The organism is Pseudomonas quercus (assembly GCF_012033695.1).
Lineage (GTDB): Bacteria > Pseudomonadota > Gammaproteobacteria > Pseudomonadales > Pseudomonadaceae > Aquipseudomonas > Aquipseudomonas quercus.
In genome coordinates this window covers 1-25,807 of the sequence record NZ_JAAVJI010000021.1, presented here as the reverse complement: position 1 = coordinate 25,807, position 25,807 = coordinate 1, and the positions used below count along the sequence as shown (strand labels likewise).

At 54.1% G+C, this 25,807-nt stretch carries 29 protein-coding genes; 2 read left to right on the top strand and 27 right to left on the bottom strand.

All coding sequences use genetic code 11. From position 1 onward, the window contains the following. Positions 1–27: 27 nt before the first annotated feature. The 23 genes from HBH25_RS21910 to HBH25_RS21800 form a co-directional block, all read right to left on the bottom strand. On the bottom strand, positions 28–2,178 hold the full coding sequence (locus HBH25_RS21910; RefSeq protein WP_168086073.1) for a type IA DNA topoisomerase: 2,151 nt from the start codon (positions 2,176–2,178) through the stop codon (positions 28–30). An 11-nt stretch (positions 2,179–2,189) separates the two neighbouring features. After that, positions 2,190–2,552 (bottom strand): TrbM/KikA/MpfK family conjugal transfer protein, encoded by a 363-nt coding sequence (locus HBH25_RS21905; RefSeq protein WP_168086072.1) that lies wholly within the window; start codon positions 2,550–2,552, stop codon positions 2,190–2,192. Between the two features lie 40 nt (positions 2,553–2,592). After that, on the bottom strand, positions 2,593–4,242 hold the full coding sequence (locus HBH25_RS21900) for a type IV secretory system conjugative DNA transfer family protein (protein WP_168086071.1): 1,650 nt from the start codon (positions 4,240–4,242) through the stop codon (positions 2,593–2,595). After that, the gene (locus HBH25_RS21895; protein ID WP_168086070.1) at positions 4,242–4,472 is read right to left on the bottom strand and encodes a hypothetical protein; all 231 of its coding nucleotides are present in this window, start codon (positions 4,470–4,472) and stop codon (positions 4,242–4,244) included. The genes HBH25_RS21900 and HBH25_RS21895 overlap by 1 nt, the downstream gene beginning before the upstream one ends. 462 nt (positions 4,473–4,934) lie before the next feature. Then, on the bottom strand, positions 4,935–5,300 hold the full coding sequence (locus HBH25_RS21890) for a hypothetical protein (RefSeq protein ID WP_168086069.1): 366 nt from the start codon (positions 5,298–5,300) through the stop codon (positions 4,935–4,937). 9 nt (positions 5,301–5,309) lie between these two features. Next, entirely contained in the window at positions 5,310–6,341 is a 1,032-nt protein-coding gene (gene virB11, locus HBH25_RS21885; protein WP_168086068.1) for a P-type DNA transfer ATPase VirB11, read from the bottom strand. 9 nt (positions 6,342–6,350) lie between these two features. Next, positions 6,351–7,682: a TrbI/VirB10 family protein gene (locus HBH25_RS21880; RefSeq protein WP_168086067.1), complete on the bottom strand. Its 1,332-nt coding sequence runs from the start codon at positions 7,680–7,682 to the stop codon at positions 6,351–6,353. After that, a complete protein-coding gene (locus HBH25_RS21875) occupies positions 7,669–8,478 on the bottom strand; it encodes a TrbG/VirB9 family P-type conjugative transfer protein (protein ID WP_168086066.1) in 810 nt (269 codons plus the stop codon). Before HBH25_RS21875 ends, HBH25_RS21880 begins: the two co-directional genes overlap by 14 nt. Further along, entirely contained in the window at positions 8,468–9,256 is a 789-nt protein-coding gene (locus HBH25_RS21870; RefSeq protein ID WP_168086065.1) for a VirB8 family type IV secretion system protein, read from the bottom strand. Before HBH25_RS21870 ends, HBH25_RS21875 begins: the two co-directional genes overlap by 11 nt. 43 nt (positions 9,257–9,299) lie before the next feature. Continuing rightward, positions 9,300–9,629, bottom strand: a complete 330-nt coding sequence (locus HBH25_RS21865) for a conjugal transfer protein (protein WP_168086064.1) — start codon at positions 9,627–9,629, stop codon at positions 9,300–9,302. A gap of 67 nt (positions 9,630–9,696) precedes the next feature. Further along, positions 9,697–10,641: a TrbL/VirB6 family protein gene (locus HBH25_RS21860; protein ID WP_168086063.1), complete on the bottom strand. Its 945-nt coding sequence runs from the start codon at positions 10,639–10,641 to the stop codon at positions 9,697–9,699. A gap of 10 nt (positions 10,642–10,651) precedes the next feature. After that, complete coding sequence (locus HBH25_RS21855; RefSeq protein ID WP_168086062.1) at positions 10,652–10,981, bottom strand: hypothetical protein; 330 nt, start codon at positions 10,979–10,981, stop codon at positions 10,652–10,654. Between the two features lie 27 nt (positions 10,982–11,008). After that, positions 11,009–11,686 (bottom strand): P-type DNA transfer protein VirB5, encoded by a 678-nt coding sequence (gene virB5, locus HBH25_RS21850; RefSeq protein ID WP_168086061.1) that lies wholly within the window; start codon positions 11,684–11,686, stop codon positions 11,009–11,011. Continuing rightward, entirely contained in the window at positions 11,683–14,175 is a 2,493-nt protein-coding gene (locus tag HBH25_RS21845) for a VirB4 family type IV secretion system protein (protein WP_484573234.1), read from the bottom strand. The genes virB5 and HBH25_RS21845 overlap by 4 nt, the downstream gene beginning before the upstream one ends. Continuing rightward, positions 14,156–14,566: a VirB3 family type IV secretion system protein gene (locus HBH25_RS21840; protein WP_168086059.1), complete on the bottom strand. Its 411-nt coding sequence runs from the start codon at positions 14,564–14,566 to the stop codon at positions 14,156–14,158. The genes HBH25_RS21845 and HBH25_RS21840 overlap by 20 nt, the downstream gene beginning before the upstream one ends. Before the next feature lie 13 nt (positions 14,567–14,579). Next, positions 14,580–14,915 carry a conjugal transfer protein gene (locus HBH25_RS21835; protein WP_168086058.1) on the bottom strand — a complete coding sequence of 112 codons (336 nt, stop codon included), beginning with the start codon at positions 14,913–14,915 and terminating at the stop codon, positions 14,580–14,582. Further along, positions 14,912–15,631: a lytic transglycosylase domain-containing protein gene (locus HBH25_RS21830; RefSeq protein WP_168086057.1), complete on the bottom strand. Its 720-nt coding sequence runs from the start codon at positions 15,629–15,631 to the stop codon at positions 14,912–14,914. The genes HBH25_RS21835 and HBH25_RS21830 overlap by 4 nt, the downstream gene beginning before the upstream one ends. A gap of 391 nt (positions 15,632–16,022) precedes the next feature. Further along, positions 16,023–16,670 (bottom strand): XRE family transcriptional regulator, encoded by a 648-nt coding sequence (locus tag HBH25_RS21825; protein ID WP_168086056.1) that lies wholly within the window; start codon positions 16,668–16,670, stop codon positions 16,023–16,025. Between the two features lie 405 nt (positions 16,671–17,075). After that, on the bottom strand, positions 17,076–17,405 hold the full coding sequence (locus HBH25_RS21820; RefSeq protein ID WP_168086055.1) for a stability/partitioning determinant: 330 nt from the start codon (positions 17,403–17,405) through the stop codon (positions 17,076–17,078). Positions 17,406–17,409: 4 nt separating this feature from the next. Then, entirely contained in the window at positions 17,410–18,093 is a 684-nt protein-coding gene (locus HBH25_RS21815) for a ParA family protein (RefSeq protein ID WP_168086054.1), read from the bottom strand. 608 nt (positions 18,094–18,701) lie between these two features. Continuing rightward, positions 18,702–19,067, bottom strand: coding sequence for a hypothetical protein (locus HBH25_RS21810; RefSeq protein ID WP_168086053.1), 366 nt, complete (start codon positions 19,065–19,067; stop codon positions 18,702–18,704). 115 nt (positions 19,068–19,182) lie between these two features. After that, positions 19,183–19,509: a low molecular weight protein tyrosine phosphatase family protein gene (locus HBH25_RS21805; RefSeq protein ID WP_168086052.1), complete on the bottom strand. Its 327-nt coding sequence runs from the start codon at positions 19,507–19,509 to the stop codon at positions 19,183–19,185. Then, positions 19,506–19,700, bottom strand: a complete 195-nt coding sequence (locus HBH25_RS21800; protein ID WP_168086051.1) for a hypothetical protein — start codon at positions 19,698–19,700, stop codon at positions 19,506–19,508. Before HBH25_RS21800 ends, HBH25_RS21805 begins: the two co-directional genes overlap by 4 nt. A gap of 211 nt (positions 19,701–19,911) precedes the next feature. On the opposite strand from HBH25_RS21800, the gene HBH25_RS21795 reads away from it, so the two are divergent. Together HBH25_RS21795 and HBH25_RS21790 are read left to right on the top strand one after the other, a co-directional pair. Beyond that, positions 19,912–20,349, top strand: a complete 438-nt coding sequence (locus HBH25_RS21795) for a hypothetical protein (RefSeq protein ID WP_168086050.1) — start codon at positions 19,912–19,914, stop codon at positions 20,347–20,349. A 686-nt stretch (positions 20,350–21,035) separates the two neighbouring features. Continuing rightward, the gene (locus HBH25_RS21790; protein ID WP_168086049.1) at positions 21,036–21,581 is read left to right on the top strand and encodes a replication/maintenance protein RepL; all 546 of its coding nucleotides are present in this window, start codon (positions 21,036–21,038) and stop codon (positions 21,579–21,581) included. A gap of 785 nt (positions 21,582–22,366) precedes the next feature. On the opposite strand, the gene HBH25_RS21785 is transcribed toward HBH25_RS21790, so the two are convergent. From HBH25_RS21785 to HBH25_RS21775, 4 genes are all read right to left on the bottom strand, one after another. Beyond that, on the bottom strand, positions 22,367–22,714 hold the full coding sequence (locus HBH25_RS21785; protein WP_168086048.1) for a hypothetical protein: 348 nt from the start codon (positions 22,712–22,714) through the stop codon (positions 22,367–22,369). Positions 22,715–23,202: 488 nt separating this feature from the next. After that, a complete protein-coding gene (locus HBH25_RS21780; RefSeq protein WP_246231502.1) occupies positions 23,203–23,535 on the bottom strand; it encodes a hypothetical protein in 333 nt (110 codons plus the stop codon). A gap of 704 nt (positions 23,536–24,239) precedes the next feature. Further along, positions 24,240–24,656 carry a hypothetical protein gene (locus tag HBH25_RS23435; RefSeq protein WP_246231501.1) on the bottom strand — a complete coding sequence of 139 codons (417 nt, stop codon included), beginning with the start codon at positions 24,654–24,656 and terminating at the stop codon, positions 24,240–24,242. A 457-nt stretch (positions 24,657–25,113) separates the two neighbouring features. Then, positions 25,114–25,686, bottom strand: a complete 573-nt coding sequence (locus tag HBH25_RS21775; RefSeq protein ID WP_168086047.1) for a hypothetical protein — start codon at positions 25,684–25,686, stop codon at positions 25,114–25,116. Positions 25,687–25,807 lie beyond the last annotated feature (121 nt).

Sequence of the window (25,807 nt, the reverse complement as noted above, 5' to 3'; positions counted from 1 at the left end):
CCATGGGCTAAGGGTCATGCGCAGGGTTTAGCGGCTGAAGACGAATTCCAGCCTGGCTTCGTTGTTCAGCTTCAAGGCCGCATCAAAAGACTTGCCGGTTTTCTTGCTGTGAAAGCCCTTCAGCACGCCGGTCTTGCCGGTGTTGAGCAAGGATTCGATCTGGCCAGGCGACAGCATCTTGCCGCTGACCTCCGGGTAGAACTTCCAGGTGCAGCCCCGGCAACCGATGACGCGAGACGTTACCGCCAGGTCTGTGCCGCACATGGGGCACAGGGCGTTCAGGCTGGTCAGAGCCGGTTTGCCGTCGCCTTGCACATTGCCCAAGTCCACGTTCTGCACCTGGTGGGCAATGAAGGTTTCCAGCTCGTCCAAGAACGCATCCACGGTCAGCTCGCCGGCCTCGATCATCTGCTGCTGCTCATGCCAGAGCGCGGTCATATCCGGCGTGGTGGCAATGGCCGGTAGCGCGGCGATGAACTCCAGGCCCAGCGGGGTCGGGATCAGCTTTTTTTTATCGACGGCGTAAAAGCCGCGCTCCTGCAGCTTGGCCAGCATCGCGGCGCGTGTAGCCGGTGTGCCGATGCCGCCGTTCTCGCCTTTCTTGCCCTGGTCACGGGCAATGAGCAGCTGCTTGATACGGGGGTCTTTTACATACTTGGCGACCCGCTGTAGATCCTTGAGCAAGGTGGCTTCGGTGTAGAGCGGCAGGGGCTTGGTCTTTTCCTTGGCGACCGTGATGCCATCGCATACCCCTGTATCACCTACCTTCAAACCCGCCAGGGCATCGAAGGGGCTGGCCACCTCGGCGGCGTCCTGGGCGTCTTCGTCCTGATCGCTTTCTTCGGTGACCTGTGCCGTCCAGCCGGGGTGGGTCACTTTGGTGGAGCGGGCAACGTAGGTATGGCCGCTCACACCAAACTTCACTTCGGCACTCAGGTAGCGCTTCTCGGGCAGGAACTGCGCGACGTAGCGCTTCACAATGGCCAGGTACACGGCGCGTTCATCGGCGCTCAGCTGGTCCACGTTGAGCTTGACTGCCGTAGGGATGATCGCGGTGTGGGCTGAAACCTTGCTGTCGTCAAAGGCGCGGCTTTTGCGCTCCGATTTCACCTCAGTAAACATACCGGCCAGGTCCGGCAGGGCCTGACTCAGCAGGTCCAAGGTATGCGGGGCTTCGGCAAATTGCTCGTCTGACAGGTAGCTGCAATCGGAACGGTTATAGGTGATGGCCTTGTACTTCTCGCGCAGGGCCTGGGTCAGTGCCAGGGTCTTTTCCGCATCGATGCTGTGGGTCTTGCTCATGTACACCTGAAGGTCCAGCAGCGCGAAGGGCAGCGGGGCCGGTGTCTGCTTTTCCTCCACACGGGCCTCGATCACGTTGGCAGGTTTTAGCCGACACGCATCGGCTACCTGGTAGGCGTAGCCTTCATCGATGATCCGCTTCTTGTCGTCTATCGGGGCATCGTCGGCCACCACAAGGCGTGCCTGGGCACGGCTGCTACCCAACGTCAGGCTTGCCGCGACCGTGTAATAGAACGCGCTGGCGTGGCTTGTGTTGGCTAGGTAGCGGTTCACGATCAGCCCAAGGATCGGCGTCTGTACGCGGCCCACTGACAGCACGCCTTTGACGCCTTTGGCCCTACCGGCCAGGGTGCAAGCGCGGGTCATGTTGAACCCATAGAGCTGGTCACCAATGCTGCGCGCCAAGGCCTTCTGGAACAGCCCGTAGAACTCGCTGTTGTCCTTCAAGCCCTCCAAGGCCTTGCGGGCAGCGTTGGCGTTCATATCGTTAATCAGGATGCGTTTCACGGGTGCGGTGTTGCCGAAATGCACCAGGACTTCATCCACCAGCAGCTGGCCTTCGTCGTCCGGGTCACCCGCGTGGACGATTTCAGAGGCACGCCCGATCAGCTGCTGGACAATGCTCAGCTGGTCCTTGGTGCGTGCGATGGGCTGGTACTTGGCCGGGCGCAGCTTCAAGGGTAGATCGGCCTGAACCCAGTTTTTGTACTCGGGGTTGTGAGCCTCGGGCGGGGCCAGTTCGAGCAGGTGGCCAACGCACCAGGTCACGATATTGTTGCTGCCGCATTCGAAATACCCGTCCTTGCGTATGACGGTGCCTAGCGCTTCGGCAATGACCTGGCCCAGCGCAGGTTTTTCAGCGATGAATACTCGCATGGTTGTCTCCTTCAGCCTCGGACGGTGCCGAACTTGGCGTTAATCTGTTGGGTGTAGCTGCGGTCGGCGCCGTTACAGCTGTTGAGGTAGTCCAGGCGGGCCGTGGCGGTCTTGCTCCATTTGATGTTCCCGTGCTTCTTCACCAGGATGCTGAAGTAGTCCCGCTCGGCGCTGCTGCAGGCGCTGCCACCACTGTTGCCAGTGAGCTTGCCGAACATGCACAGCACGGATTTGCATGAGTCACCGGCATAGGCTGAGCCGCTGGCCGACAGGCACAATGCGAACAGCGCGCAGACCAGTTTTTTAGTGCGATCGGGCACGGCGTTGCCCTCGGCCTGGCCCTGTGGGGCCGCCGTGTTGCGAAGGATTTTCATGTTTTGCTCCTGCAGGCGCCTGGGTGCGCCGGTGGGGGTGCTACAGCGTTTCGCGTGGGGCGGTTACTATCGGGGGCGTCGGTTCAGGATCTGGCTCGACATCACCTGGCTCAACGGTGTTTGGCTGCGCCGGGCCTGCTTGCGCAGCATTGTCCTTGGGACTCCAACGCTGCTTCTGCTCGGCCTGCAGTTGCTGGGCGTCTGACAGGGCCACTTTGGCTTCAACGGCACGCACAGGCACGGTCAGCGCGTCGATCTTGGTAGCGTCACCGACCGGTAGTGGCGGCGGTGTCATGTTCTTTCGAGCGTTAAAGACGTCTTCTTCGAAATAGATGATCTTGCGCGCCAGGATCTTCATGGCCTCTGTTTGCCTGTTGCCCTGGACGAAAATCAACTGCTTGTCGAAAGGTAGTTCGTTCACCTCCTGGGGCAGCATCAAAGGCCGTGATTGTTCGCTGTAGCTGTCTGTCGGGCCGCTGTTAGCGATATCTCGTCTTTTGAACGACTGGTTCTGCACACGCACAGTGGTATTGCCCAAACGCTTGCTGTATTCCTCGGCCAGTTTGATGTCGCCAGGGGCGAACACGATTTCGTTGTGAATGGCCTTCATGATGCCGTTGGCCGCTTCTTCTCCATAGATGGCCCGGATCTGGTCCTTGCCCTGGAAAATCAGGAAGAACCGCAAACCGGCGCCTCGGGTCAGGGCCGGCGCGGTTTCCATGATTTCCATACGGCCCATGATGGCGAATTCGTCCATCAGCAAAGCCAGCTGGTACTTGTATCGCAGCGTGCCGTCAGCGCAGTGCCCGCCTTGCTCGGGCAGTACCTTGGAATTGAGCCGTATGGCTTGCGTGAAGAACAGGTTCATTAACGGGCCGTACTTCTTCAGCGCACCCTCCGTCACGCTGAAGTAAATGGTGGTCTTTTGCTCGCGCATTATGGAAAAGTCGATGTCGTCACCCGACACCGCCCACGCCACGGTCTTTTCGGCATACACCGACAGTACATCGCGCACAATGTCTGCGGTGGTTGACCAGCCACTGCTCTTGTTCTTTGAGGCCTCGAACACGCCGTTCAACTCGCGCAGGGTTTCGGTACTAAGGGCGTCCGGTCCACTACCTCCACGCTGCTCGATGATTTGCTGTGCCCATGCCCCTATTCCCGTACCCAACGAGGCAATTTCGTAGGTTTGAGGCAACGTACCCGGCATTGCCGGGGTTTCCATCAGATACAGCAAAATGGCGGTGAAGACGTTGCCTGCCTTGTTGTACCACTCCTGGTTTTTCGGGTTGTCGGAGACAAACAGCACGCGAGCTAGGGTACGAATCTCGCCTAGCCGGTACAGAGGATCGCGGCTAATAGCGCTCACGGGATTCCAACGGTGCGTCTCCAGACGCTCAGGCGAAAAGCGGAACACCTTGTGCCCAGCTGATGCCCGGAAACCCGAAGTGATGTCCCAGTTTTCGAACTTGGGATCGTTGACCACCATTGAATCGGGATAGCTCAGTAGGTTAGGGATTACAGCACTAACCCCCTTCATCGAGCCAGGTGGTGCAGCCAATTGCACAAACTGTTGCCCATAACTGGCTAAAAATACGTCCTTTGTCGGGTGCTTGCCCAGCAAGAACGCCGGATGTTCTTCGATCCGCTGCTGAGGATTGGTTGGGCTTATCGGTTGGGCTTTGGCCATCAGTGGCTCCCTGCTTGCCGTTGTAGGGCCTGGGCATTGCCTTGCACCTGGAGGGTTACCTGGTTTTGCTGCAGGGCAATGGCCACCTGCTGAGCCACCTGGATCTGCTTGAGCGTGTTGTTTACCTCGATCAGCTGCCGGGTCTGTTGATCGACTTGGGATTGCGTGGCGCAGCCAGACAGCGACAGCATGAACACAGCGGACAGGGTGAGTGCGGTACGAACGTTCATCGTCATATTCCTTTGCACATGAGTAAGGTCCAGGCACAGCTCCACACCAGGCGGCTTGGCCGACTGTGTAGCGGTGCGTAGGAAAGGGTTTGTAAGTGGGGAGTATCAGAACAAGAATTTGAAATTAGGGCTTTGAGAACCGCGCAGCAATATTTCGAGTGATGGTAATTAACTTTTCGGGCATTTTGTTAATGCCCATTGCTGTTGCCATTAGCGCCAAACCTACACAAGGCATTTCCAAAGGTTTCAAAGTGCTTAGCGACAAAAGCGCCAAGGGTAGTATTTTGTACAGGCCATATAGGGCCGACATTGAAACCAGTATTGCTATCAAAAACCCTAATATCATAACAATGGACTTTACTGGAACTTTATAATTCCGTGCTGGATTTGCGTTCATTAGTTTGCCTATTAAGGTCAATAAATTTGGAAACTTAGTTTTAGTTCATAATGCGAGCGCAAGGCCTACTTGCTGGCCTTGCTGGTGTTCTTGTATTCGCCTGCGTACTCGAACTGGCGCAGCTCGCGGTCGTTGGCAAAACGGGCATCACCGTGCAGCGAGGTCTTGGGCCTGAGCTTGAAAAAAACGGTCATGAGGGCAAAGCCTGCTGGCATGAACGTCAGCCCTACCGTGACGCACCAGGACCAGGGCAGGTACAGCAGACGCCGGTCGTTCCAGGGCAAGTGCCTGGCTTCCCACAACGTGTTCCAGGACACGTCAGCTACCGGGCTGTGGGTCAGGTACAAAAACAGCGTGCCGCCTGCATACAGCCCGATTACGAAGCACACGGCCATAAGGCTCAGGATTGATAACGTGACTCTCCACCACATAGCTGCCTCCTAGGCCGCTGCCATTTGCCGATTGAGCAAGGCCAGTTTGTGTTCGGGTTCGTAATGCACTTCAAGAATGTGCGTCCCTTCCATGTACACCACGACATCGAAGGAGGACCGTACCAGCCGCTCGATGTATGAGTAGTCCAGGCCCTTGCCGACCTCTGATTGCTTCACCAGGCCACATACGCGGGCATAGCCTGCCTCGCTGTCGTTAGCGTGCGCAGTCGTCACCGTACCCTTGGTGCCAGTGTTCAGAATCTCGATGAAGTGCCAGACCTCATCCCCGGTTAGCTCGGCCAGGAACAGATGGTCGGGCTTCATCCGCAAGGCGCTGGCCACTAGCTGTTTGGGCGTCACCACATGCCCGTAGAACAGATGGACATTGTTGGGGTGATAAGGCAACCCAAGCTCATACACCTCTTGGATGGTCAGCATCCGGCGATTCGTCGGGTACAGGTCCATCAGCATTTTGCCGAAGGTGGTTTTGCCTGAGCCTGGTCCACCAAAGATGATGATGTTCTGGCGGTAGGACACAGCCTGTGGGAAGAACCTTCCCCAGTCCCGGTCCTTGTGTGCCTTCTTCATCTGAGCCTGCCAGGGGGCCAAGCCAACGCGGGGCGCTGCAACGGCCTGGGCACGGTCGAAACGACCGCTTTTGATGTAATCGTCCAGCGTGAAACGCTCAAGCGACGGCTTACGGAAGGTCATGGACAACGTACCCTTCTCGCACGCCGGGGCCATCACCAGCTGGCCACGCTCGCCACCTGGCAATTCAACCGTATGAATAGGCGTATTAGGTGCCAGCACGCGGTGATTCAGCGCGCTCAAGCTGTTGGCCACCCTCCAGCACAGGCCGTAGTCGAGGTGAGGGGCATCCTCGCGCATCCAGCCTTTGGGCGTGTCGGTCCAGATTTCGAAGGGCCGGTTGATCGCAACGTCTGTGGTGCCGGGACGGTTCAAGCGCTCCGTGATACCGGCTTGCTGCAGGTAGTCCAAAACCAGCGTGTCTTCATTGAGACCTTGTTCATCGTTAACCATGGGCACTCCTTAGCGGTTTTCAAAGACCGGCGAAAAATCAACGTCGCGGGCGAAAATGACGGTAATCACGGTGCCCGGCAGCACGTGCGCGGTATCGGGTATGTTGATCGTGCTGTCCAGGGCCTTGTTGGCCATGCTTTCCACGTTCTGTTCGCTGTTGTTCACGGTGTAGCCACCAGAGCCTGAGCTTTTCTGCGTGGTGTTGGCTGCAGCCTTGAGCGCGTCCTGGATGAACGACAACACGACTGCCCCGCCGTAGCGCTGCGGATAGTGATGGTCAATCCAGGCTTCAGTGCCACTGGCCCCCATCGGGCCAGCACCTAGGCTGTTGATGTTGGCCCGTACCCCAGCCTGCGTTTCAATCTCGGTCCAGGCCGTGAATACGCTGCTTTCACCTGGGCTGACCTGAACGCGCTGTTCTCCGGTCAGCTTGTCCCCAGCTGCGGCAATGACCGTACTGCCATCGGCGGAATACAGCGGATCAGTCAGGCGACAGTCCACCAGGCCGGGATGGGTACTAATGACTTCGGTGTACAGCGCGCAGCGTGTGTAGGTGTTGTGAGCCACCAGATACTTGCGGTTCGGAGCCAGATACGCCTTGGCCGGTGCAAACCCGGTGCCGCCAAGATTGCTCAAGCTGCTGCGCTCCCTGGCCCCGCCGCCAAGGTCGCCGCTCGATCCGCCTTGAGCGTCATTCAGATACGAAGGCCTGGATGGCTGAGTATTGGACTGTGCTAGGTCGTTTCCTCCCGCACCGAGGGATGGCTCCTGGGACGTAACAAACAGCGATGCGCTCAGCTTGCGTTGCCGTGGAGTCAGGACAACGGGTTGATTCGAACTGGTTGAGCCTCCTGTGGCCGGGGCACCTGCGTTACTGCTTGGGTCGGTTGTTCCAGGACTGGGCGCCTGTTTCTCTTTGTCCTCCCTCGCTTTGCGCTCCCTTTCTTCTCGGGCGCGCTGTTCTTCAGCCAGTCTGTCGGCGGCCAGCTTGGCCTCCCGCGCCTTTTTCATGCCATCGTCGCTACCCTGGTCCACGTCCAGCGTTGCATCCTTCTTGACCTTGGTTTCATCAATCTCGGCACTGCCGCTTTTCATATGGGAGATAACCAGATACCAACCCCCGCCTACGAGAAGTAGGAACCCCAAAATCATTGCCGCGATAGTGAAATAGAGCGTCTGCTTGCCTTGGGTGCCTGATGTACGTTTGGCCCGTATATCGAAGGCCCCACGGGCTTGGCTGGGGGAGGCTGGCGCGGCTTGGTCAGCTGCCTGTTCAGGTGGCCCGATACTGTCCGACCCTGGGCTGTTCTCCGGGGCCTGGTCGTTGTCATTGGTCTGCATGCTTGACCTCCCGAATCTCGCCAGTCGTGGTCCCGTTGAAGTTGTACCCGGTGTTCACCTGGTGGGTAGGCCGGGCCTCCACAAGCAAGGAATTCATGCGAAAGCGGAACAACTGGCCAACGCCATGCACGACAACCACGTTCTGATCGTTGTGCATGTCAGCCACCGTTTCGGTGCCATCTGGCAGCACCTGGTACACCACAGGACGCGGCCCGTTACCGGTGAACCGGAAGCAGGTCAGCATTCCATTGTCCCAGCCCTCATATGGCCCTATGGACCGGCTCTCTGAGTTCGAGCGCTTCTGGTAGGGGCCGTTTTGCACGGGACCGTCGCAGGGGTTGCTTGGGTCACGACGAACCGTTGTTGGCTTCTTCGGCGGCTCGGGATAGGTCCAGCGCAATAGGTACGTGGAATCTTCAGTGCGCTTGACCAGCTTTAGCTCGATCAAATAGGTACGCAGGTTGGTACTGATGGTCAGGTTGGTATCTGGCTCTTGGTCGGTGATCGGCTTGAGCGAAACCATGTTGCCAGCCTTATTTGGCCCAATAGACCATGCTCCAGGATCACCCGCTATCATGAGGCCGGTGTCCTGCATGATTGTCTCGTTGGGTTGAAGTTGGACTACCGTTCCCCGACCGACCGATGCTTGGACCCGATACACCTCATCAGGCGAATACACTGCCGTCTGTACGCGGCGATCTAGTGCTGACCCTGCGCCCATGCTCTCCGCAAGTGCTGGTAGGGCTGAGGTGACCAGCAAGAACGCTGTAAGGCTTGAGGCTGCTTTATTTGCCACGTGAACCTCCTACTTCCTGGGTCATGGTGTACCCCTTAACCCCGAAGCCACGCGGGTTAAGCCATTGGTCACCTAGCTTTTGGGTTGGGTTTTTGTAGTCGTAAGTGACTGTGGCAATCCAGGTCACGGGGTCCAGCTGGGGATCAGGCTCGCCATTGCGGTCCAGCACCGTCTTGGTAATCCGCACCTGGGCGACGCCGTACCCATCCTTGCGCTCAAGGAAATTGATGTTGTGCTGTTCAACCCGCATTTGCCGGTTGGTGCCCAGTACCTGCACATAGCCTTTGGAGGACAACTGGAAATTGCGGTACTCGCCAAAGGTGTCGTCGTAAGACATCAGCTTGACCATGCTGAACTGGGCGTCGTTGCTCGAAAAGCTGTAGCTCTCACGGAAACGCACGTAGGTGGAAAGCCAGTATTCGTCGTCGATCTGCTCCGGCGTCTTGGCCTGGCTGACAGGCTTCACCACGTCGGTGTAGCCCGAGTTGTTGTCTACCCGTACCAAGTAGGTTTCGACAGTCTTCAACGGCGTCAGACCCAGCACGGCACCAACTGCCATGAATGCCAATGCTCCAAACACATAGTTCAGGCGAGTAGCCCGTTTGGTTTTGGCTTTCTCATCCGCTGCGATGTTCTTCTCGAAATATCGTGCTGCGTGAATCCAGGCCTGCTCTGCCAGGCTGATTTCCTGGGCAGCGGCGGCGTCGATACTGGTACGGGCGGCCAGCTCCCGCTCCTGGTCAATCACATCCTGTTTGGACTTGCGTAGCTTCTTCATAAAATCACCTCAATCCTGGGCACATGCCCGCGCTGCGCTGGGGTCAGTTGGCGGAGCATTTGTATTCATCAACCTTGGCGTCCGGCGCTTCAGCAGCCTTGGCCGGTGAAGCAGCGACTGGGCGCGGCTTGCGCTTGGTAGCGGGCTTAGGTTTCTGCAGGGGCGGCGCCTCGGGGGCTGGACTGGCCACCGATTGCACCAGGTCAGCTACCGGAGGCGGGGCCATCAGCACGACAGCTGGCCTAGGCGCAGGTGTATGGGTAAAGGGCATGTCTTCCCACTGCCCTTCTGGTTTGGAAAGTTTGGGTGCCGAACCACACCCTGCCAGCAAGGCAGCCGAAAGCAGCCCGCTCAAAGCAAGTTTGAAATTCATAATGGAGTACCTGATAGAAGCGAGGGTGTAGCGAGTAAGGAAGGACGTAGCGGAGTTAAGCGGCTTTCTAGGAAATGTTATTTCGATTTTTAATTTTAGAAGCTATTTTTTCTCCAAGACTCCTAGTAGCTCGCGCAGCATTCATCGCACCGCCGAGTCCTGAACCTTTGGAAATTATGCCTCCAATGCCGCTTGCAGAAACCGGTGAACCACCCATGATAGAAGCTGCATATCCAGGCAACTCGGCTGCAAGAAATGTGAATGTGGCGAAATAAATAACCATCGTCACGTTCCCAATTAAACTTGTATCTATCACTCCATTTTTTACGATAACAGTGTTTATGAATGAGATTTCCAAAGCCAAAACTATTGAAAATAGAACTTGCGTAAGCATGAACCCGCCCACCAAACTTACCCAACCCCAAAACCATTGTTTAGTTTGATTGAAAAGAGAAAATGCAATAAACAAAGGCCCCAAAGCAAGAACCACTGTAGTTGCAACCTTTAGTATCATGATTGTACCTACAGCCATTAACACAAAAGGTACACCCCCAATCAAGTAAAGAAGTAGAGCCTGTAGACCTAGGTATGCTCCTTTAACGTCGGTTATGGAAAAAGATAAGGAGTCGTAAATCTTCTGTAAATTGATACAGTATGTGACGATGAAAGCATCTATCTGATTTACTTGGTCCCCATTCTGGCCTGAGAGTATCCCTCCCATCCAAGACGGCAATCCCGTAACGAAAGGTACAATGGTCTGCACATACCACGCTACGTTCCACGCCAAACCCGCGATAATAGCGACTTTGGCAATCTCCATCACTATTTCGCGGAAAGCTACGGTCATGCCTTGGTAAAGCCAGAAAATACTTTTTATAGTGAAACTCAGAAGCCAAAACGTTCCGAACAGTGCTCCTAACCCTAACATTACTTTGGCAGTCCCGACTACCAAAGTACCTTTCAGAGAGGCATCAACCGCAGTGTACATATTTTGGGCTATATGAAGCTCCATAAGGATTCACCTATTTTGGTTTCTGGTAAACGTGCTGCTCAAAATATATTTTGTCACCTTCCAATCGCATATCCACACTACCCAAACCCGTATGTATAGTAAGGACCGAATCGGACATGGCCTGAGCCTCTAACCTAACAGTCTTCGGCTTGCCATCAAGAAACTTATCTATGGAGTTAACATTTACATGATAAATTTTGTCTGAATAGGATATATCAAGAGAGGAAGTGTCCGGTTCTTTTACGTCCGACCAATGACCTACAAACTCTTTACCTTTATCCTTGCATCCGGCCAAGGCAATAAAACCAACAAGTACCAAAGTTTTAGTTTTTGTAAGCATATTCATTCCCTAATGTGCTATTTACACTTAATCATATTGAGGTCGCACGGTAGTCTTACCGCTCATGTAGTCTTTGAAATCTTGCGCTCGCTTTGTATCTTCTATCTTTTCCTGTTGATCCTGAAGCATTTTCATATTTGCCAGCCGCATCTGCTGGTTCTGCTGCTCGATCAATTCCTGCTGATAGCGCAACTGAAGGTCTTCCTTCTGCTGCGGTGTCTCCACCTGGTCCAACCTGGCTCGTAGCTGCTCGGCATTGCTGATTCGCTGCGTGCTTGCGTTGTAATTGCGCTCCAGTGCGTCCGCTGCTGCCAGCATCTGGTCGAATCTGGCCTGGACGCTGGGGTTATCCGAAACCAGGCCGTATCGCTGCCTCAACCCCGCAATGTCCTGCACAGTGCTGTAAACATCGGACCAACCACCCAAAGGCAATACCTTGTTCAACGCTGGATCGTTCAAAAAGCCGCCCAGTCTATCATTACCCGTCACGATGCTTTTGTAGTGGCTGTACTGCTGCTCAGCCGTGCGGATGGCATCCTTGGCTGTGTTTAGTGCCGCCAGGGCCTGCTTGGCCTGGGCCAGTGCGTTGCTTTCCAGGATGGCAGCTGTAACCGCATCCAGGGTGGGCACACCTGCTGCCATTGCTGGCAGCGCTCCAGCCAGCATGACCGCGCTTAGCGCATAAGCCATTGCGTGCTTTTTCATGATGCAATCTCCATTTGGTTGTGTTCCTGGACGGCTCGCCACTTCTCTGCAAAGCCTGGAAGCCAGCGTTGCGCATCACGGGTGTTCATGGCGTTGCACAGGCTCTGTGCATACTCATAGGCGGGCAGCCACACGGCGGGGTCTTCAGTTTTCAACGCTTGCCGTACAGCCTCAGCGACCAGGAACGCGTCTACCCATACCAGGGGATCGGTAGTACCTAGGTGTTGCCGAATGCGCTCTGCCACGGCTAGGTTCTTCTGAGTGGCCGAGAGCAACGGCAACCAATACTTCAGCGGCCCCTCCAGTTCCATCTTCAGCTTCACCGTCTGGTGTCCCTGCTGAACGACCATTTCACGGCTCAGCGTGCCCATATCACGCACCGCCTCGAACACCTTGCCCGTGACACCGAACTTCGCGTAGCTCTCCGGCTGTGCCCGCTTGTTGGCCAGCCACACGGGCGTAATGATTTGCTGGATGATGGCCGGTGCATAAGGCGTCTTCAGGGCTTGCTCCGGGTACTGGGTATCCATGATGAGGATTTCCCCGCGCATACGGCCACTCTGCAAGACTTCCTGGATGGCCTCGGCTGTGCTCTTGAACGACAACGGTGCCCAGTATTCAGCCACCACGTTCAGCAACAGGTTGCCGGGGCGCGCCTGGTGCATTTCGCGCTTCATGTAGAACAGGGTGTTTAGAAACGCTTCCATCACCTCGGGATGCTTCTCGGCGTAGTCGGCTTTAAGCAGCTGCGTGCAGTCGAAGGCCAGGCGCCGGTAGCTCTGTGCATCGAACTGATTGACCGGGGAATCCAGTACCCACGCATATTGGCCTTCGGTGTGTGTGGTCCCATCCAGGCGGCACCATTTTGAAAGCCGGGTGCGAAGGCAATTGCCTCCCCGATTGGGTATGTTCTGCAACAGCAATGACATACCCCGATGGCGCACGTTGCTGTTCTTCATCACGGACTCAATCGAATCCTTGATTTCCCTTTCCTCGGCTTCAGAACTCTTGCCCGCGCAGCACAGCACCAGGTCAAACAACATCTGCCGTAAACCGGGGCTGTCCTGGAACTGGAACGGGTTCACCCCGGTATATTGGCCAGGATGCACGGTGTAATAGGACGTGCCTAACGCACTTAGCAGGTGTTTCAGCGACTCGTTGTAATCGATGCAGAAAACCAGCGGATCAAAGCGGCTAAGGAATGTCAGCACGCTGGCTACCGCCGTGGTTTTGCCCACCCCCGTTTGGCCTGTAAACGACGCATGACCTGGCAGCATTTCACCGAGGTTGTTTTGGCCCGGTGGACTGTCATGCAGGTTGAGTACGTACAAGGCTTTGTTGATGGTCAGCAGAGGCATCAAGCCTGTGCCATCGCCAATAGGGTTGCCCTTGGCTTTACCCGTGGGAGTGGCATGCAGTGAGAAGCCACACGCCAGGTTTTCAGTCGATTTCATCATCGGGTACATGGCTTCAGTTGCACCAGGGAACTGGGTGTACCAGGTATCGACGTTGCTGATGGTCGAACGCACAAAGGTGGAGTCATGCACCGTGAAGACCGATTGCATGGTGGTGCCGTTCTCGATGGCTTCGTCCGGGGTTTTGCCGTAGACGATCAGGGAAGCGTGATACCGGCCAAACGCTTTGTCACCCAAGGTGATGGCCTCGATACCCTTCTCAAGCTCCAGGGTCTGTCTGGAGTCTTTTTCGACAGAACCCAAGTCCGAAATGTGCTTTTTGAATTTGTCCTTGGCCTTGTTGCGGTCCTCGAACAGAAACGTTTGCACCAGGGTGAATTCGAATTGCTGCTCGATGGCCTCATCCCACATGCCAGGGTAGGAGCCACCGCTGGGATAGTCGCGCAGGTCATAGGTCGTTGCGAAACGCTGGCCACCGCGATTGGGTCGGTTCTCGACAAAATCGTAGTTATCAAAATTGGTGACGCTATCAATGATCGCATCACCCAGCCGCGTGTCGCTGACCAGTACGTCTTTCTCATGGCCGTTGAGCAACAAGCTGTAATAGCGTCCGATCTGCGAGAGCACCGTGCCGTGTTCGTTTTCCTCCAGACCCATGACAGCCGGGTCATACTCGGCCAGCAGGGTTCGAGAAAGCGACAGCAAGTCGCTCATGGCCTTGATGCCCTCGTCCAGCTCGCGGTACTTCAGAACCAGCGCAATGCTGTAGCCGACCTGATAGAAGGTGCCGTCCCGAAAGGGGGCGGTGTAGGCGTTCACGAAGTCCTGCAGAGCAGGCAGCGGCAACGTGTACTGCGTGTCCAGCTCAATGCCTGTCTTGGTCACGTAGGTTTGCAGCATCAGGCGCTTGCCTTCCTTCTTGCCCATGGCCAGGAAGTAGCGGTTGAGGTTGTAGAACAGGCGAATCAGTTCGTCGTCACTGCGGGTTTCGCTGGACACTCCCTTGAGCTGGATCAGGCTGACCAGGCAATTGCCTTCCAGCGTCACCATGTTTTCATGGACCGGATAGCGCATCGGCGGCGCTTTCACGTTCGAGGGCATAACGCTTTTGTGAAAATCGCGCGCCATAGAATTTACTCCATTGCGGATTGAAGGAAGTCAGCAACAACGGCTTGCCGTACTTGCGGTTCATTTTGAAGCGCCGCAGCGCAAAGCGAATACGGCGCAGGTACTGGGGATCGATCAAGCCCACGACCCTCAAGGCGATGAGGGCTATCAGGAACGGTGCGGCGGCGAACAGGCCCCACACCCAGGACAGCAGGGTGGTAGCGGCAATGCCGAATACCAAACCTCCCATCAGCAACCCCACCATTGGCATGATGGGTATGTTCCAGAACATCGCGGGCCGGCTCATTGCGTTGTAGCTCTCGCAAATCACCTTTTTGAGGGCTTCATTACCGGCCATGGATGACTCCTGATTAAGCCGGTGCGCTGGTGCCGAACACCTGCCAGGCCGCTGCGCCAAGAACCATCGTTCCACCTACAACGACCAGGACGCCGACTTGCTGCAGGTAGTCCATGAACGTATGAGAGCGGTCACCTGTGGCACGCGCAATCTGCCAATTGATACCGGACCACATGAGGCAGCCCAGCCCCAAAGTGCCGCCCAAGGCGTAGAGGCCTAGGCGAATGTTGGTGCCCCACGTTTGGATCGGGGCCAGCCAGTCAGCGGAGGCAATGCCAGGCATCAAGGCTACGGCGATCAGCAGGATGCCGATTTCGGCCTTGGTAGGCGCAAGGGTACGTTTGATCATTGTTGATCTTCCTTAAGAGTGGTTGAGGGGTCTTGCGGGGTTGCAGCTGGTGGAGCTGGTGGAGCTGGTGGAGCTGGTGGAGCAGTGACCGGCTGTGGTGCCGGTGCGAGGTAACGCGGGTACTGGCGCAACACGTCCCAGCTTTCGAAGGTAGGTTGCACGGCGGTAGCGGGGGCCTGGGCGCGTTGCAGCTGAGCGCTGCTGGATGAGTCGGCCTCAAGTGCGGGCACTGTCACTGAGGTGGTGTCTGCGTTGGCCAGCACGCGTTGAACATGGCTGCTACCGCCTGCATCGGCTTCAGCTTCAAAGCCGCGTGTGAGGTTGCCGCTGTAGTAGCAGGAGATTGCTTTGCGCAAGGCGCCTTGCGGGTCGGGATCAGCTTCAGCGGCAGCGGTGTAGCACTGCTGGAGCACTTGCGCGGTCATGCGCAGGTTGTTGCAGGGTTCGAAGACGGTTTCAGGGTGGCTGACATCGAAATGCTGCCGGTTGATCTGGCCAAGGCCAATGCTGAAATTGGCGCCCTCCCCTACCAGCTTTTTCACCGCCAACAGTGCTTCGTCCCGGTTCTGCGGTTGTCGCGGCAACACTTTGCCGACGACACCGATAGCCCAGGGATTGAAGGAGGATTCTGTTTTGACGATGGGGGAAAGCGTGGCGGGGTGTATCGAGGGAGCGCATTGCATAGCCAGGGCCAGGAAGGCACTGGTGGTGAGCATTGCTGGTTCCTTTTGGTTTTTGGAAGGTTTCCCAAATGGTCTTGCAGCAAGGCCATTTGGTGAAACCACTCGACCCACCATATTGGAGGATCGAGAGGCATAAAACCGTAGTTCTGACCGCGACCCTGTCCGTCAGAAAACTTGTTCGGGGCTTTACGCTGCGCACCCTGGGCCAGTTGCCAACCCTCTGAGCCGTTGCGGCCGACTCATCGCTGCCTTGGAAAAGCCGGTATCTATCCAGCAGATTTCTGCGCTAATCGCAGAACTATGGCTGCATTATGCGCAGGATCCTTTCTGCGTCAAGTGCAAATTTAGGACAAAAAAAAGCCCGCTTAGCGGGCTTTGGGGATGGAAATGGGTGGAAAAAGTGGCTAGGGGTAGGCTCGGATGCTTATAAACCGGACATTCGTGCGTCTACTACCCGTCCAAGAAATCGACAGTTTCCATCGATTTCGATGGTCCTATATTTTTCATTAAGAGGTCGGAGATAGCGATATCCCGCGTCCTCTACATACTGCTTAAAGGTCTTGTCGCCGGAATCAAGCATCTCAACGACATAGTATTTTCCGTTGATTACGTCAGCATCGGGCTTTACGAGAATCAAGGACCCCTCAGGAAAGCTTGGGTTACCAGTACACGTCATTGAATGTCCGTTAACGGTTAGCCAGTACCCGCCATATCCTGCGTTTTCTGTCGACTGTATCATCCTATGATTCTCTCCGATTTTCCCAGGCGACTCAGTCACCTCCCCGGCTTCAACCCAACTGATTAGGGGAAACTCACGAGGCTCGCGTATAGGCTGACGGGCGCCAGAAACGTTATTGGGATCTGAGTAAAGAACCGTTTCCATTTGCTGCTGAGCAGTGAGCTGGATGTCGAGCGCGGCCATAATGAGCTTTAGCTTTTCAGGGGTTGTACCCTGCAAACCGCGCTCAAAACGTGAAAGGTTTCCTGAATCTGAACCGATTCTGTGGGCGAGCTCCTCTAGAGAAAGCCTTTTCGCCTTACGTGCGTTTCTTATGATTTGACCTATGTCCATAGGACACAGATTTTCCTGGCGTCGTGCGCTCAACGCAAAGTTGTATTCGCAAATTTTGCTTGAATTGGTTATGCGTTAATCGCAGAATTCGTGATATTCACTACGCAGGCCGCACCTATGACACCGCTAAAGAAAGCTAGAATTGCTAAAGGCTGGACCCTGGCAGAGGTTTCCGATCGCCTCGCTGCTACTGGGGCAGATAGGACAGATACGGGAAATCTCTCACGAGTGGAAAGAGGCGAACAACGTGCGTCCACCGCATTGGCCGAAAACCTCTGCCGCCTCTTTGATGGAGAAATCACCGAGCTGCACATCCTGTACCCTGAGCGCTATCGAGCTGAATCCACTAGCTAATCTTGGGCGCCCATCATCTCTGTATCATCAAATACGTCCAGCTGGAGCTACTCAATGTGAATCCTTCCGGCCCTGCTGTTCCAGCGCATCAAGGGCCAGATTCACCAAATCTCCAAGCACCCTTATGCCCCTGCTTTCTGCCATTTCATAGAAGCGCTGGTGGCACGACTCTGTGACCTTGATATTCAACTGCTTTTTGGGTTCTCCCGAGTTGAAACGCGTGCGCTTAGGCGCTTTGGACTCGCTCGCTTCCCTTGATGGGAAATTGTTATCTTTAGATATCTTTTCGATAACCTCAGTATTGGTTGGCCTTTGGCTATCACCTTTGGGTTTGAAACTGCCCAGGTTGGCAAAAGGGTCTACGCGCTTATCCGTGGTCATTCGATTACACACCTGTGCCTAATTTGGATACGAGTTCTGCCGCGAAAGCCTCAGCATTAGCAATGGCTTTGTCTACGCCTGGTACTTCTGACGGACTCAACCCTTCAAGGGGACTTTGGAAGGAGAACATCGCACGGAAGGCTTCGCGCTCTGTCATCGCCGTTTCGAACACGGGAATTTCTCTTTCTGCCAAGCTTCGACGAAGGTTAGACATCGTCCTGGTCTGATATGCAGGAGGCGTACGCGTAAGTAGGATTGAGTACGGCAAGCTGTAATCAGGCAGGTGACGCCTCATTGCCAATTCCTGGTCGTGTATCAGCGAGACAGCTCTCCCCGCTTGTTCGGCATCTAACAAGGAGCCTTGCATTGGCACCACTACGAAATCCGCTTCTTGCAAAGCAAGCACCACAATTTTAGCCGCTGTCCCCTCTAGATCTACGATCACAAAAGGATCTGCGTGTGCGGCTTCCCGAATCTTGCTTGCAATGTTGTTTTCGGTGATACCTGAGACGACTGTCAAATCCGAAGGACAATTACCACCTGCTGCCCACTTTGCTATCGGGTAGTTGGGGTCAGCATCAATGATAGTTACACCAACGCCTCTAGCTGCCAGTTGCGTTGCTACGGCTAGGCAGGACGTGGTTTTACCCACACCGCCCTTGGGACTAATAAAAGGAATGGTAGGCATTCTAGTACCTCAAGATATCTAAAATTATCTATGGCTATCTTTTGATACCTTTGGATAGCTTTCAGTGCATCCTACTAGCTATCCATAAAATATCAAGTGATATCTTTAGATACCAAAAAGATAGCTTGTGATGCCTTTAGATATCTTTAGATATCATTACGGCTCGACTGAACTCGCTCGGGTCAAGCGTAGCTATCTTGCCTATTAGGGTGTGGGGCCAAGCTCGCAAGGACTGCTTTATCTGACAGTCGATAACCACTGGCTGTAGCTCAAGCCAGATCGAAAGGTGAAGGAGGGGAGGGGGCTTTGCGATGTAACAGGTGGGACTAATCCCCTGGTGCAGAGGCATGGTTACAAGCTTGCACCGACCGGCAGTAACCATTATGGGCGCGATTGTGTGCGCGCAAGGCGACGCTTTGGAGCAGAAGGCTGTTTGTACCCGGAAATATCTCACTACGAAGGGTCGCCAGGGAGCATCATCTCCTAGTGGCTAAAGGCCATTCTCGCTTCAGGAGCGTTTACAGCCCCTATGTATGATAAAGGACATTATCAAACATAGGCCGGGACCGGATGCCTGGCTACCTTGGTTTTTTGCGATGGCATCGTGGTCAAGATTCAAAGGCCGCTTTGCGACCCATAGCAGCCCCTCGCGACAGGCAGCAATCAGCCAAGTTCTGATACTCCCCCTCATCAAACGCCAGATAGATGTTGAATGCTGGCTGCGGCATAGCCTCGTCCATACCTACATCGAAAATGGCAGTGAACAGACCGTTCATGATGTCATCGCTCACCTCATACGGCATTTCATCCAGAACGAATCGTCGGGCAACTTCGATCGAGAGGGCATTCAGGAGTTCGGCCGGGTGCAGCCCCAGATCACGGCAGTAAACCGATAACTCGGTTAGTTCCAGCCCGGCCTCCTGTGCCTTGTTCAGCAGGGCCTCGACTTCAGTGTGGGGGATCGCTCTGATCATTGGCGCCCTAGCCCTGGCTGATTTTAGTGAGGCGCGGCGTGACGGTGTCGTTGATTGCGCCGCCACGCAAGTATGCCTCTGGCAATGCTCAGGAGGTATTCCATGGGTGTTAAGGCTAGCCTTTGAGGTAGGGCGTTACGGTGTCTTCCAGAATGGAGATCAGTTCAGGTTCCATGTAGCGGTAGTCGTCGGGAATATCCAGTACGTGCAGCCGCTTGTGTTCAAGCAGACGTGAATACTCCGCTTGGAGCCGCTGCCGGTGCTTACGCTCCATGACGAATATGACATCAGCCCAGCGTATATCCGCCGGACTGACCGGCCTGCGTGCATTCGGGCTGGTGCCTGCCGAGCGGGCTTCGAACCCCACTCGGCGGCGCCACAGACTTTCCGCAGTGGGGCTGCGCCATTGATTACGGCTGCAAATGAACAGAAGTTTGGTCATTCTTGATCCAGCAATTGGCGGGTGGTGCGAACGGGATAGCATATGCCGAGCTGGCGTGCCCTCTTCAACTTCTCGGCGCGCCTGTACAGCAGCTTCCAGTTCTTTTCTGGCTTGAACACCAGTGGTTTTGCTGCCGGGCTCTTGCCGTGTTTACGGACCTGCTGGCGTCTCCAGGCTCGGGTTCTTTCCATGATGGTTTCCTTGTAGGTGCCGGGGTCAGCAGCCGCGGTAATACAAGTCCGAGACAGGATAAGGAGGATAGGAGAACGTTGCGAGGTTTGTCTGTGTCGGTAGGCTGATTTCGACCCATTGCAGCCGTTCGCCACCGGTAGAAATCGGCCAGAAGCGGTCATTGCAGAACAATGGTATCTTCTAATTCTTTTCTAACACTTCTGAGAAATCATGAATAGAGCTAAGTCCTTAATCTGGGCTGTTGCTCCAGAGTTAGGCATCCCTGAATCACCAGCTCTTCTGGTAGAGTCGGGCAACCTTTGGCTCGCTTACTTCCAGGCTTTGAACGAAAGCCTTGCGATTGTGCGTTTTTCCGGGCTCATTGATCATCGGCTTATGCCTATCGGGGACGAGGGGTTAGGACGCCACCCCTATGCGCTTGCAGGCCTTCAACCTTACTCGTTCAACGAAATTATTGGCTCAGAAGAAACCGTCAGCCGCCCATACTCAAGTGCTAGACATTGGGTCGTTACGTTTAAAGACGAGACTCTTGATGTGATTGCACGAGCTGGTGAGGTCATCGCCTCGGGACTAGCTCTCGCATCGCCACTTGAGGCCTTGCTCGCATTTCAACTCCCACGAGTTCCAAAAGTCTTTCTCAGCGACTGACGCCTGCTAGGAGTTGATTTCCGCCGGTAGTGAAAGGTAGAAATCGACCCAAAGTGGACTCGGGGCTGCAAAGAAAATATGAGAAATTCACTGCGGCTCTAGTTCTGACCATAAGCCGGTGAGCCCAGCGCTAGCCATCAAGCTTCCGTAGTCTGAAAATTTACAGACATTCACCTCAGCTTGGCTCGTCCAAGTGGCTTCACATTCTTCACACACCCACAGCGATGTTCGCGTAGAGCGGATTCGCATCGCACGCACGTAGCCTTGACCGCACCTTTTACACTCAATCAGCATGCACGTGATCTCTGACGGAACCTAGGTCTAGTTTAATCCTGGTGGCTGCGTCTCGCCATTTCTGCCGGTAACGACTGGCAGCTATGGGTCGATTGCAGCCGGTGGCGACAGGCCGCTACCGACCCGAAGCAGACGTTCGATCGACGATCACGAACGCCCCCAAGTGAGGGCTTGGCCGTCTACGAAACCGGGGGCGATTCCTCTCCAGCAGGCCCTGTTGCGTAAAGAACTCAGAAGGCGTGTGCCTACACCCCGCGTAAATGCTACATCGGATTTTCAGGATCGCGACTACGGTAGCTCAACACTGGTTCTACAGTAGCTCAAAAAATGAGTTGATAATGAGCTACACTCTATCTAGAATCGGAGACTGTAGCTCAATCCAAAGGTGCTTAATGAGCCTCCAGCGATACAAAACTAACCCTTTTTTGGCCAACATGATCGTGCCGGTTAAAGGAAGGCACGTCCGGCTATCGCGCATGGGGAGCGAGGACAACATTCTGGTTAACCAGAAGTGCGGAGAGATTCATGGCACACACGTCACCACGTACAAGCGAGTAGATGGCGCTCAATTTGTGAAGCTTTTCACCGCTAATATCGCAATGACTTTTGACCTTTCATCTGCTGGCATTAAGGCCTTTAGTGTTTTGTTGTGGGTCGTGCAAAACAGAGCTTTGTCCAAAGACGAGGTTGACCTAGACAGCTTCGTGCTCGCAGATTTTATAGATGCACACCAAGGTACAAAACAGCCGTTGCGGCTGAGTTTAGCCACTTTGAAACGTGGTATTAACGAGCTAGAGAAGGCTCAGATTGTCGCAAAAACGCAAAGACAAGGTCGCTACTTCATCAACCCTAATTTTGTCTTCAACGGGGACCGAATAGCGTTCACGACCCTAATCGAGCGGAGCAACGCTCAGGAAGGGCTTGAGACAGAAGGATAGACAAAGGGGTCAGGGGAGCAATGGAACAGCCAACCGACTTAAGGATTCAACAGCCCTCCTGGGCTCGATAATTCACCTCAATGGAACCCAAAAGCTCAAAAAGCAACTCATTCGGTTGAATTAGTCTTAATCTGGAGCACATGTGAGCGGAATAAATAATATTTCGGGTTCTTCTAATACCCCTATCCAACGCAGCTCAAGCCCAAACCAAGAATCTGAGCCGGCGCGATTAGTCATAAGAACTGCTGATCAGGCTAGAGACCATTGGCGTACGATCACAACCTCGTCACAAGCGTCAGACGCGATGGCACATCTTGACGAGCGTGCAGGAGGAGGACACATAGACGAGGAGACCTATCGGGTATTAGCGAATACACTGCGGGATATCCATAACGAGCTTCAAACTAGAGAAGCTGCTCAGGCAGAAATAGCGCACCTGCCAGTACGCCCCCCACCGTCTCAGGGCTTGCTGAATAATCAGCATCTACAACCACCTGGCTTCACTGCCCAGAATATAGCCCGTGTTGCATCACGTCAGTCTAACCCAGGCACTGCTCTAACACAGCTTCTTCAACAACAACAAAACCTAGAACGACGTGAATAAAATTGTTAATCGGGCAGCAACAGCATACCCGCTAGTAGGCGCTGCTCAAGCTTGAGTCTGTTTCGAGCCAATTATTGGAGGGTGGTTGCAGTAACCGAAATTGGCTTCAGCGTCCGAGCGCCCCTCTAATTATTAGGGCTCTCTTAACTGAAAATCCTACGCATGGTATACTACAGTACCATCAGTAACCTTGCAGTATCATCCATTCCCCGTCCTTGCCATACGTATCACCATTGACCTTGGCCTTAAGGTTCACTTTGGCGCATAGCCTGCGCGTGTCGCCACAGTTGGTCAGCTGAATCCGCCCGCCGCGTTGCTCCAGGTCAGCAACGGTAGATTTTAAATCGGCGATCTCCTGGGCGCTGGGCACGAAGAGCCGAGCCAGCCCAAAGGTGGTAGCCAACAGCAAGCAGGCCACCATGGCCAAAATCCCGAAAAACTTCCAACTCAATGAGTTCTTGGTAAACGAGCCACCGTCAAAAAAGCCGAAGACCGAGTGAAGGTACTGGTAGGGGCTGCTGTGCTTCACCAGCAGACCCAATCGACTGACAAGCGTGCTGCATTGCTCGCGTTGCTCGATGGATTTCTGACACGCCCTGTAGAACGCCTGGCAGTACTAGGTAAGGATGGTCAGGGGTCAGAAGCGTTTAAACGTTTGGTATCTCAAGACTGAATCGCACGAAGCCACGCGCGCTCGCGCCCCTGTATTCCTGTTAAACCGATTTCAAAAGCAAGCGAAGCGCGCAGGCCGAAGGCGCGGCCTGAAGGAGCGAAGCAGCCGCATACAGGCCTTTTGAGGTACGCGGAGGCAAACGGCGCACAGCGACTGGAAGGCCGCTAAATCAAGTTGAAATGCGGTTACTGGACCATCGTTGCTGGGCGCGCTTCGCTTGCCGGCTGTCCGCCATCGCAGCACCCTTCGGGCACTGCACTGTCGGCCACCTTGAGCTACATGAAAGCGAGCTTTTGATTCTCTACATGCACAGGCACAACAGAAGCAAGATCAAAAGCAGGCTTTTACCGCATCTGATCAACCGAGAATGATGAGAAATAAAACGACAACTTTCCGTCCTCAAGAGCACTAAACTTATAGCGCGCCCTATCAAATCCAGAGTCTACCCTGATAACGTTCATATGCATAATCTGAGTTAATCCTCCGCCAAAATCACGAGACGCTAATTGGCTGATATCTATAAACCTGATATCCACAACGGCAGAGCCTAGATTTTCAGAATCTGAAACGGATAGAGATAAATCATAAGTCATTCTACTAGAATCCAACTGAATGCTCATTGCATGCAAGCAGTTACGAGAAACAAGCAACTCATTCAAATCTGAAATACCAATCATTTTGACCCTAAACTCTTTAACTTCGGACCCATAGCGCGGACTATATTAATAGATATGCGCGTGGGGAGGCGGAACAATATTTCTTAGGCTTTTCTTGGTCCTGGTCCCCACATTCCCGATTAGTATGGTCCGCTCATCCATCACTTGCACCCATCGACTGCTTGACTCGGGTGGCTGGACCGCGAGCTATGGAAACGAATAATCCAGCGACCGCCTAGGGTCGTTTGCTGGCGGTGGCGACATAACGTAGTGATGCGATGATCATTTCAATTCGTCACCACACCGCTCGTTCAACATAGCCCGGTGAGTCTGGGGTGAAATGGGACCTGCTACATTCCGTATGTGTGCGGCCGCTTCATCAATGTCAGTTTGCTCACCGGTAATGCTCCTTATCTGCTCAGCTGAACGCTCAGCCATCCTGCGGTATTTAGTAGCTTCACTGCTTAGCCCCAAGCTCTCAGCAGATACATAGCAAGTGACCTGCCACGCATGTTTCATCATTAGGTCACCAGCTGCTTTGGGGGCTTCTGCACTCTCACTGAGACCTGGAACGATAGCGATGATAAATGCGGCTAACCCAGTGGTGGCCCGCTTTGGCAAAAACATCTTATTTTCTCAGATGGAAGACAATTCAATACATCAGGAAAAGCTTTATAGACACGGCAACAATTCATGAAAGCACACATTCATGAAGCCATATCAATCTATGCCATGAAAGCCATTACGGGGATGATGTCCTGGGGGACCCGCCCTGTGAGCACCAGGAAGCGCCTCCAAACCCCATAGGGGACTTTTCGGACACCCTGTTTATAGTCGCGCACGCGGCGATCTGACGACACGCCTAGCAGCTTTGCCAGCCTTCCATCTGTACCGTATTCGGGAAAGTGGCCTTGGAAATGGCGGAAATACGCTCCCACTATGTCAGGCGAAGGCGCTTCCCAACCTTCATGCTCACGCAGAAGGTGAGCGCGGCTTAGCATTGCCTCATCTACCTCTGTCTGCCCTGGGTAGCGGGGTGCATCCAGGTTTGCTTTCAGCTGATCGATAGCAGCCGTTGTAGCGGCCTCGAAAACTATTCGTTGCTGTTCTTCGATTGAGGGGAGGGGTATGTCTAGCTTCATATCTGATTTCCTTTGGCGTTACCTAAGAAGCTGGGGCCTTTCGGCCCCTTCTTCACCGTGGTGACAGCTCGATGCTTCGAACGTCTGAAACACGGATATTGACCAGGCTTAAAGTACCTGTGGCTAGCTGTTTCCAATGTCCTGTCTGGTGTACGTGAGTCAGGGCATAAAACAGGTAGTCAGGTAACAACAGGTCGGTTCGATCAACTCGGATTCCGATGTGCTCAGGATTGAACACTCGGCTTACCTCGCCACACCGCTCTGCTGAGCCCCGGCGAACCAACCAAAAATGTGCCTCTGGAAAGTCCGTCCGTATGGTCGCCACCGCAGCTAGTTTCATCTCGTTCTCCGCTGGTGGCGTGGCTAGCCCCCTCAGAGTCGAGTGGCTTTCTGCTCGCCACCAACAGAACCTATATTAGGCGCATTGCGCCTAACAATCAATAGTTCAGTATATTATTTAACTATTATGTGAGTGTATGAAAGAGGGTCCAGGAATTGCAAGACTTTGCATGGCTGCCCTAAGATATGCTCTTACTCCTTCCAGAATATCTAGATTCCCTGGTACACAATTATACTTATCATAAGCTTTCTCAACCTCTTCACCTATAATCAGAAGAATGTTTCTTGAAAATTCATTTTGCTTTAAATCATTGATTTTATGGGGATTATCAAAGTAGTCTTTGATTATATGGTAAGTTTTCTCTAAAATTCTTTCCTCGACATTTACGTAATTTTGGCTTTCCTCATAAATGTAGTGGAAATATGGCAATATACTTGTATTATCCCAATCTATATTACTTACTCTACGATCATCCTTTCTTATTAAGGCTGCTGCTATCTCATCCCTTAAAATGTGACCTTCAGCTTTGTAGCTTATTTTATCCAGAGCAACGTTTCCTGTATAAAACAATATTGAATCCAAAACTTTTTCAATCCGTCTAAGCGACTTAGATATGTTATATAAATTTATTCCGGTCTTCTGATTTAAGAATAGAATATCACCTGGCGTGGTGGTTGCTACATAGCTCATCCGAACTTGGCAGCCTACGGCTGCAAATTGGTCCGTGCCCGCTTCAGATCTGAGTTACCTGGGCTAAACATCGCTGTGCCCCCGCGCTTGACACCGGAACTCTCCAGACGCTTTTAGCCAC

Excerpts from the sequence above, each read along its gene's own strand:
- HBH25_RS21910 (WP_168086073.1), bottom strand. The coding sequence starts at position 2,178 with ATGCGAGTATTCATCGCTGAAAAACCTGCGCTGGGCCAGGTCATTGCC.
- HBH25_RS21905 (WP_168086072.1), bottom strand. The coding sequence starts at position 2,552 with ATGAAAATCCTTCGCAACACGGCGGCCCCACAGGGCCAGGCCGAGGGC.
- HBH25_RS21900 (WP_168086071.1), bottom strand. The coding sequence starts at position 4,242 with ATGGCCAAAGCCCAACCGATAAGCCCAACCAATCCTCAGCAGCGGATC.
- HBH25_RS21895 (WP_168086070.1), bottom strand. The coding sequence starts at position 4,472 with ATGAACGTTCGTACCGCACTCACCCTGTCCGCTGTGTTCATGCTGTCG.
- HBH25_RS21890 (WP_168086069.1), bottom strand. The coding sequence starts at position 5,300 with ATGTGGTGGAGAGTCACGTTATCAATCCTGAGCCTTATGGCCGTGTGC.
- virB11 (WP_168086068.1), bottom strand. The coding sequence starts at position 6,341 with ATGGTTAACGATGAACAAGGTCTCAATGAAGACACGCTGGTTTTGGAC.
- HBH25_RS21880 (WP_168086067.1), bottom strand. The coding sequence starts at position 7,682 with ATGCAGACCAATGACAACGACCAGGCCCCGGAGAACAGCCCAGGGTCG.
- HBH25_RS21870 (WP_168086065.1), bottom strand. The coding sequence starts at position 9,256 with ATGAAGAAGCTACGCAAGTCCAAACAGGATGTGATTGACCAGGAGCGG.
- HBH25_RS21865 (WP_168086064.1), bottom strand. The coding sequence starts at position 9,629 with ATGAATTTCAAACTTGCTTTGAGCGGGCTGCTTTCGGCTGCCTTGCTG.
- HBH25_RS21860 (WP_168086063.1), bottom strand. The coding sequence starts at position 10,641 with ATGGAGCTTCATATAGCCCAAAATATGTACACTGCGGTTGATGCCTCT.
- HBH25_RS21855 (WP_168086062.1), bottom strand. The coding sequence starts at position 10,981 with ATGCTTACAAAAACTAAAACTTTGGTACTTGTTGGTTTTATTGCCTTG.
- virB5 (WP_168086061.1), bottom strand. The coding sequence starts at position 11,686 with ATGAAAAAGCACGCAATGGCTTATGCGCTAAGCGCGGTCATGCTGGCT.
- HBH25_RS21845 (WP_484573234.1), bottom strand. The coding sequence starts at position 14,175 with ATGCGCTATCCGGTCCATGAAAACATGGTGACGCTGGAAGGCAATTGC.
- HBH25_RS21840 (WP_168086059.1), bottom strand. The coding sequence starts at position 14,566 with ATGGCCGGTAATGAAGCCCTCAAAAAGGTGATTTGCGAGAGCTACAAC.
- HBH25_RS21835 (WP_168086058.1), bottom strand. The coding sequence starts at position 14,915 with ATGATCAAACGTACCCTTGCGCCTACCAAGGCCGAAATCGGCATCCTG.
- HBH25_RS21830 (WP_168086057.1), bottom strand. The coding sequence starts at position 15,631 with ATGCTCACCACCAGTGCCTTCCTGGCCCTGGCTATGCAATGCGCTCCC.
- HBH25_RS21825 (WP_168086056.1), bottom strand. The coding sequence starts at position 16,670 with ATGGACATAGGTCAAATCATAAGAAACGCACGTAAGGCGAAAAGGCTT.
- HBH25_RS21820 (WP_168086055.1), bottom strand. The coding sequence starts at position 17,405 with ATGACCACGGATAAGCGCGTAGACCCTTTTGCCAACCTGGGCAGTTTC.
- HBH25_RS21815 (WP_168086054.1), bottom strand. The coding sequence starts at position 18,093 with ATGCCTACCATTCCTTTTATTAGTCCCAAGGGCGGTGTGGGTAAAACC.
- HBH25_RS21810 (WP_168086053.1), bottom strand. The coding sequence starts at position 19,067 with ATGATCAGAGCGATCCCCCACACTGAAGTCGAGGCCCTGCTGAACAAG.
- HBH25_RS21805 (WP_168086052.1), bottom strand. The coding sequence starts at position 19,509 with ATGACCAAACTTCTGTTCATTTGCAGCCGTAATCAATGGCGCAGCCCC.
- HBH25_RS21800 (WP_168086051.1), bottom strand. The coding sequence starts at position 19,700 with ATGGAAAGAACCCGAGCCTGGAGACGCCAGCAGGTCCGTAAACACGGC.
- HBH25_RS21795 (WP_168086050.1), top strand. The coding sequence starts at position 19,912 with ATGAATAGAGCTAAGTCCTTAATCTGGGCTGTTGCTCCAGAGTTAGGC.
- HBH25_RS21790 (WP_168086049.1), top strand. The coding sequence starts at position 21,036 with ATGAGCCTCCAGCGATACAAAACTAACCCTTTTTTGGCCAACATGATC.
- HBH25_RS21780 (WP_246231502.1), bottom strand. The coding sequence starts at position 23,535 with ATGATTGGTATTTCAGATTTGAATGAGTTGCTTGTTTCTCGTAACTGC.
- HBH25_RS23435 (WP_246231501.1), bottom strand. The coding sequence starts at position 24,656 with ATGAAGCTAGACATACCCCTCCCCTCAATCGAAGAACAGCAACGAATA.
- HBH25_RS21775 (WP_168086047.1), bottom strand. The coding sequence starts at position 25,686 with ATGAGCTATGTAGCAACCACCACGCCAGGTGATATTCTATTCTTAAAT.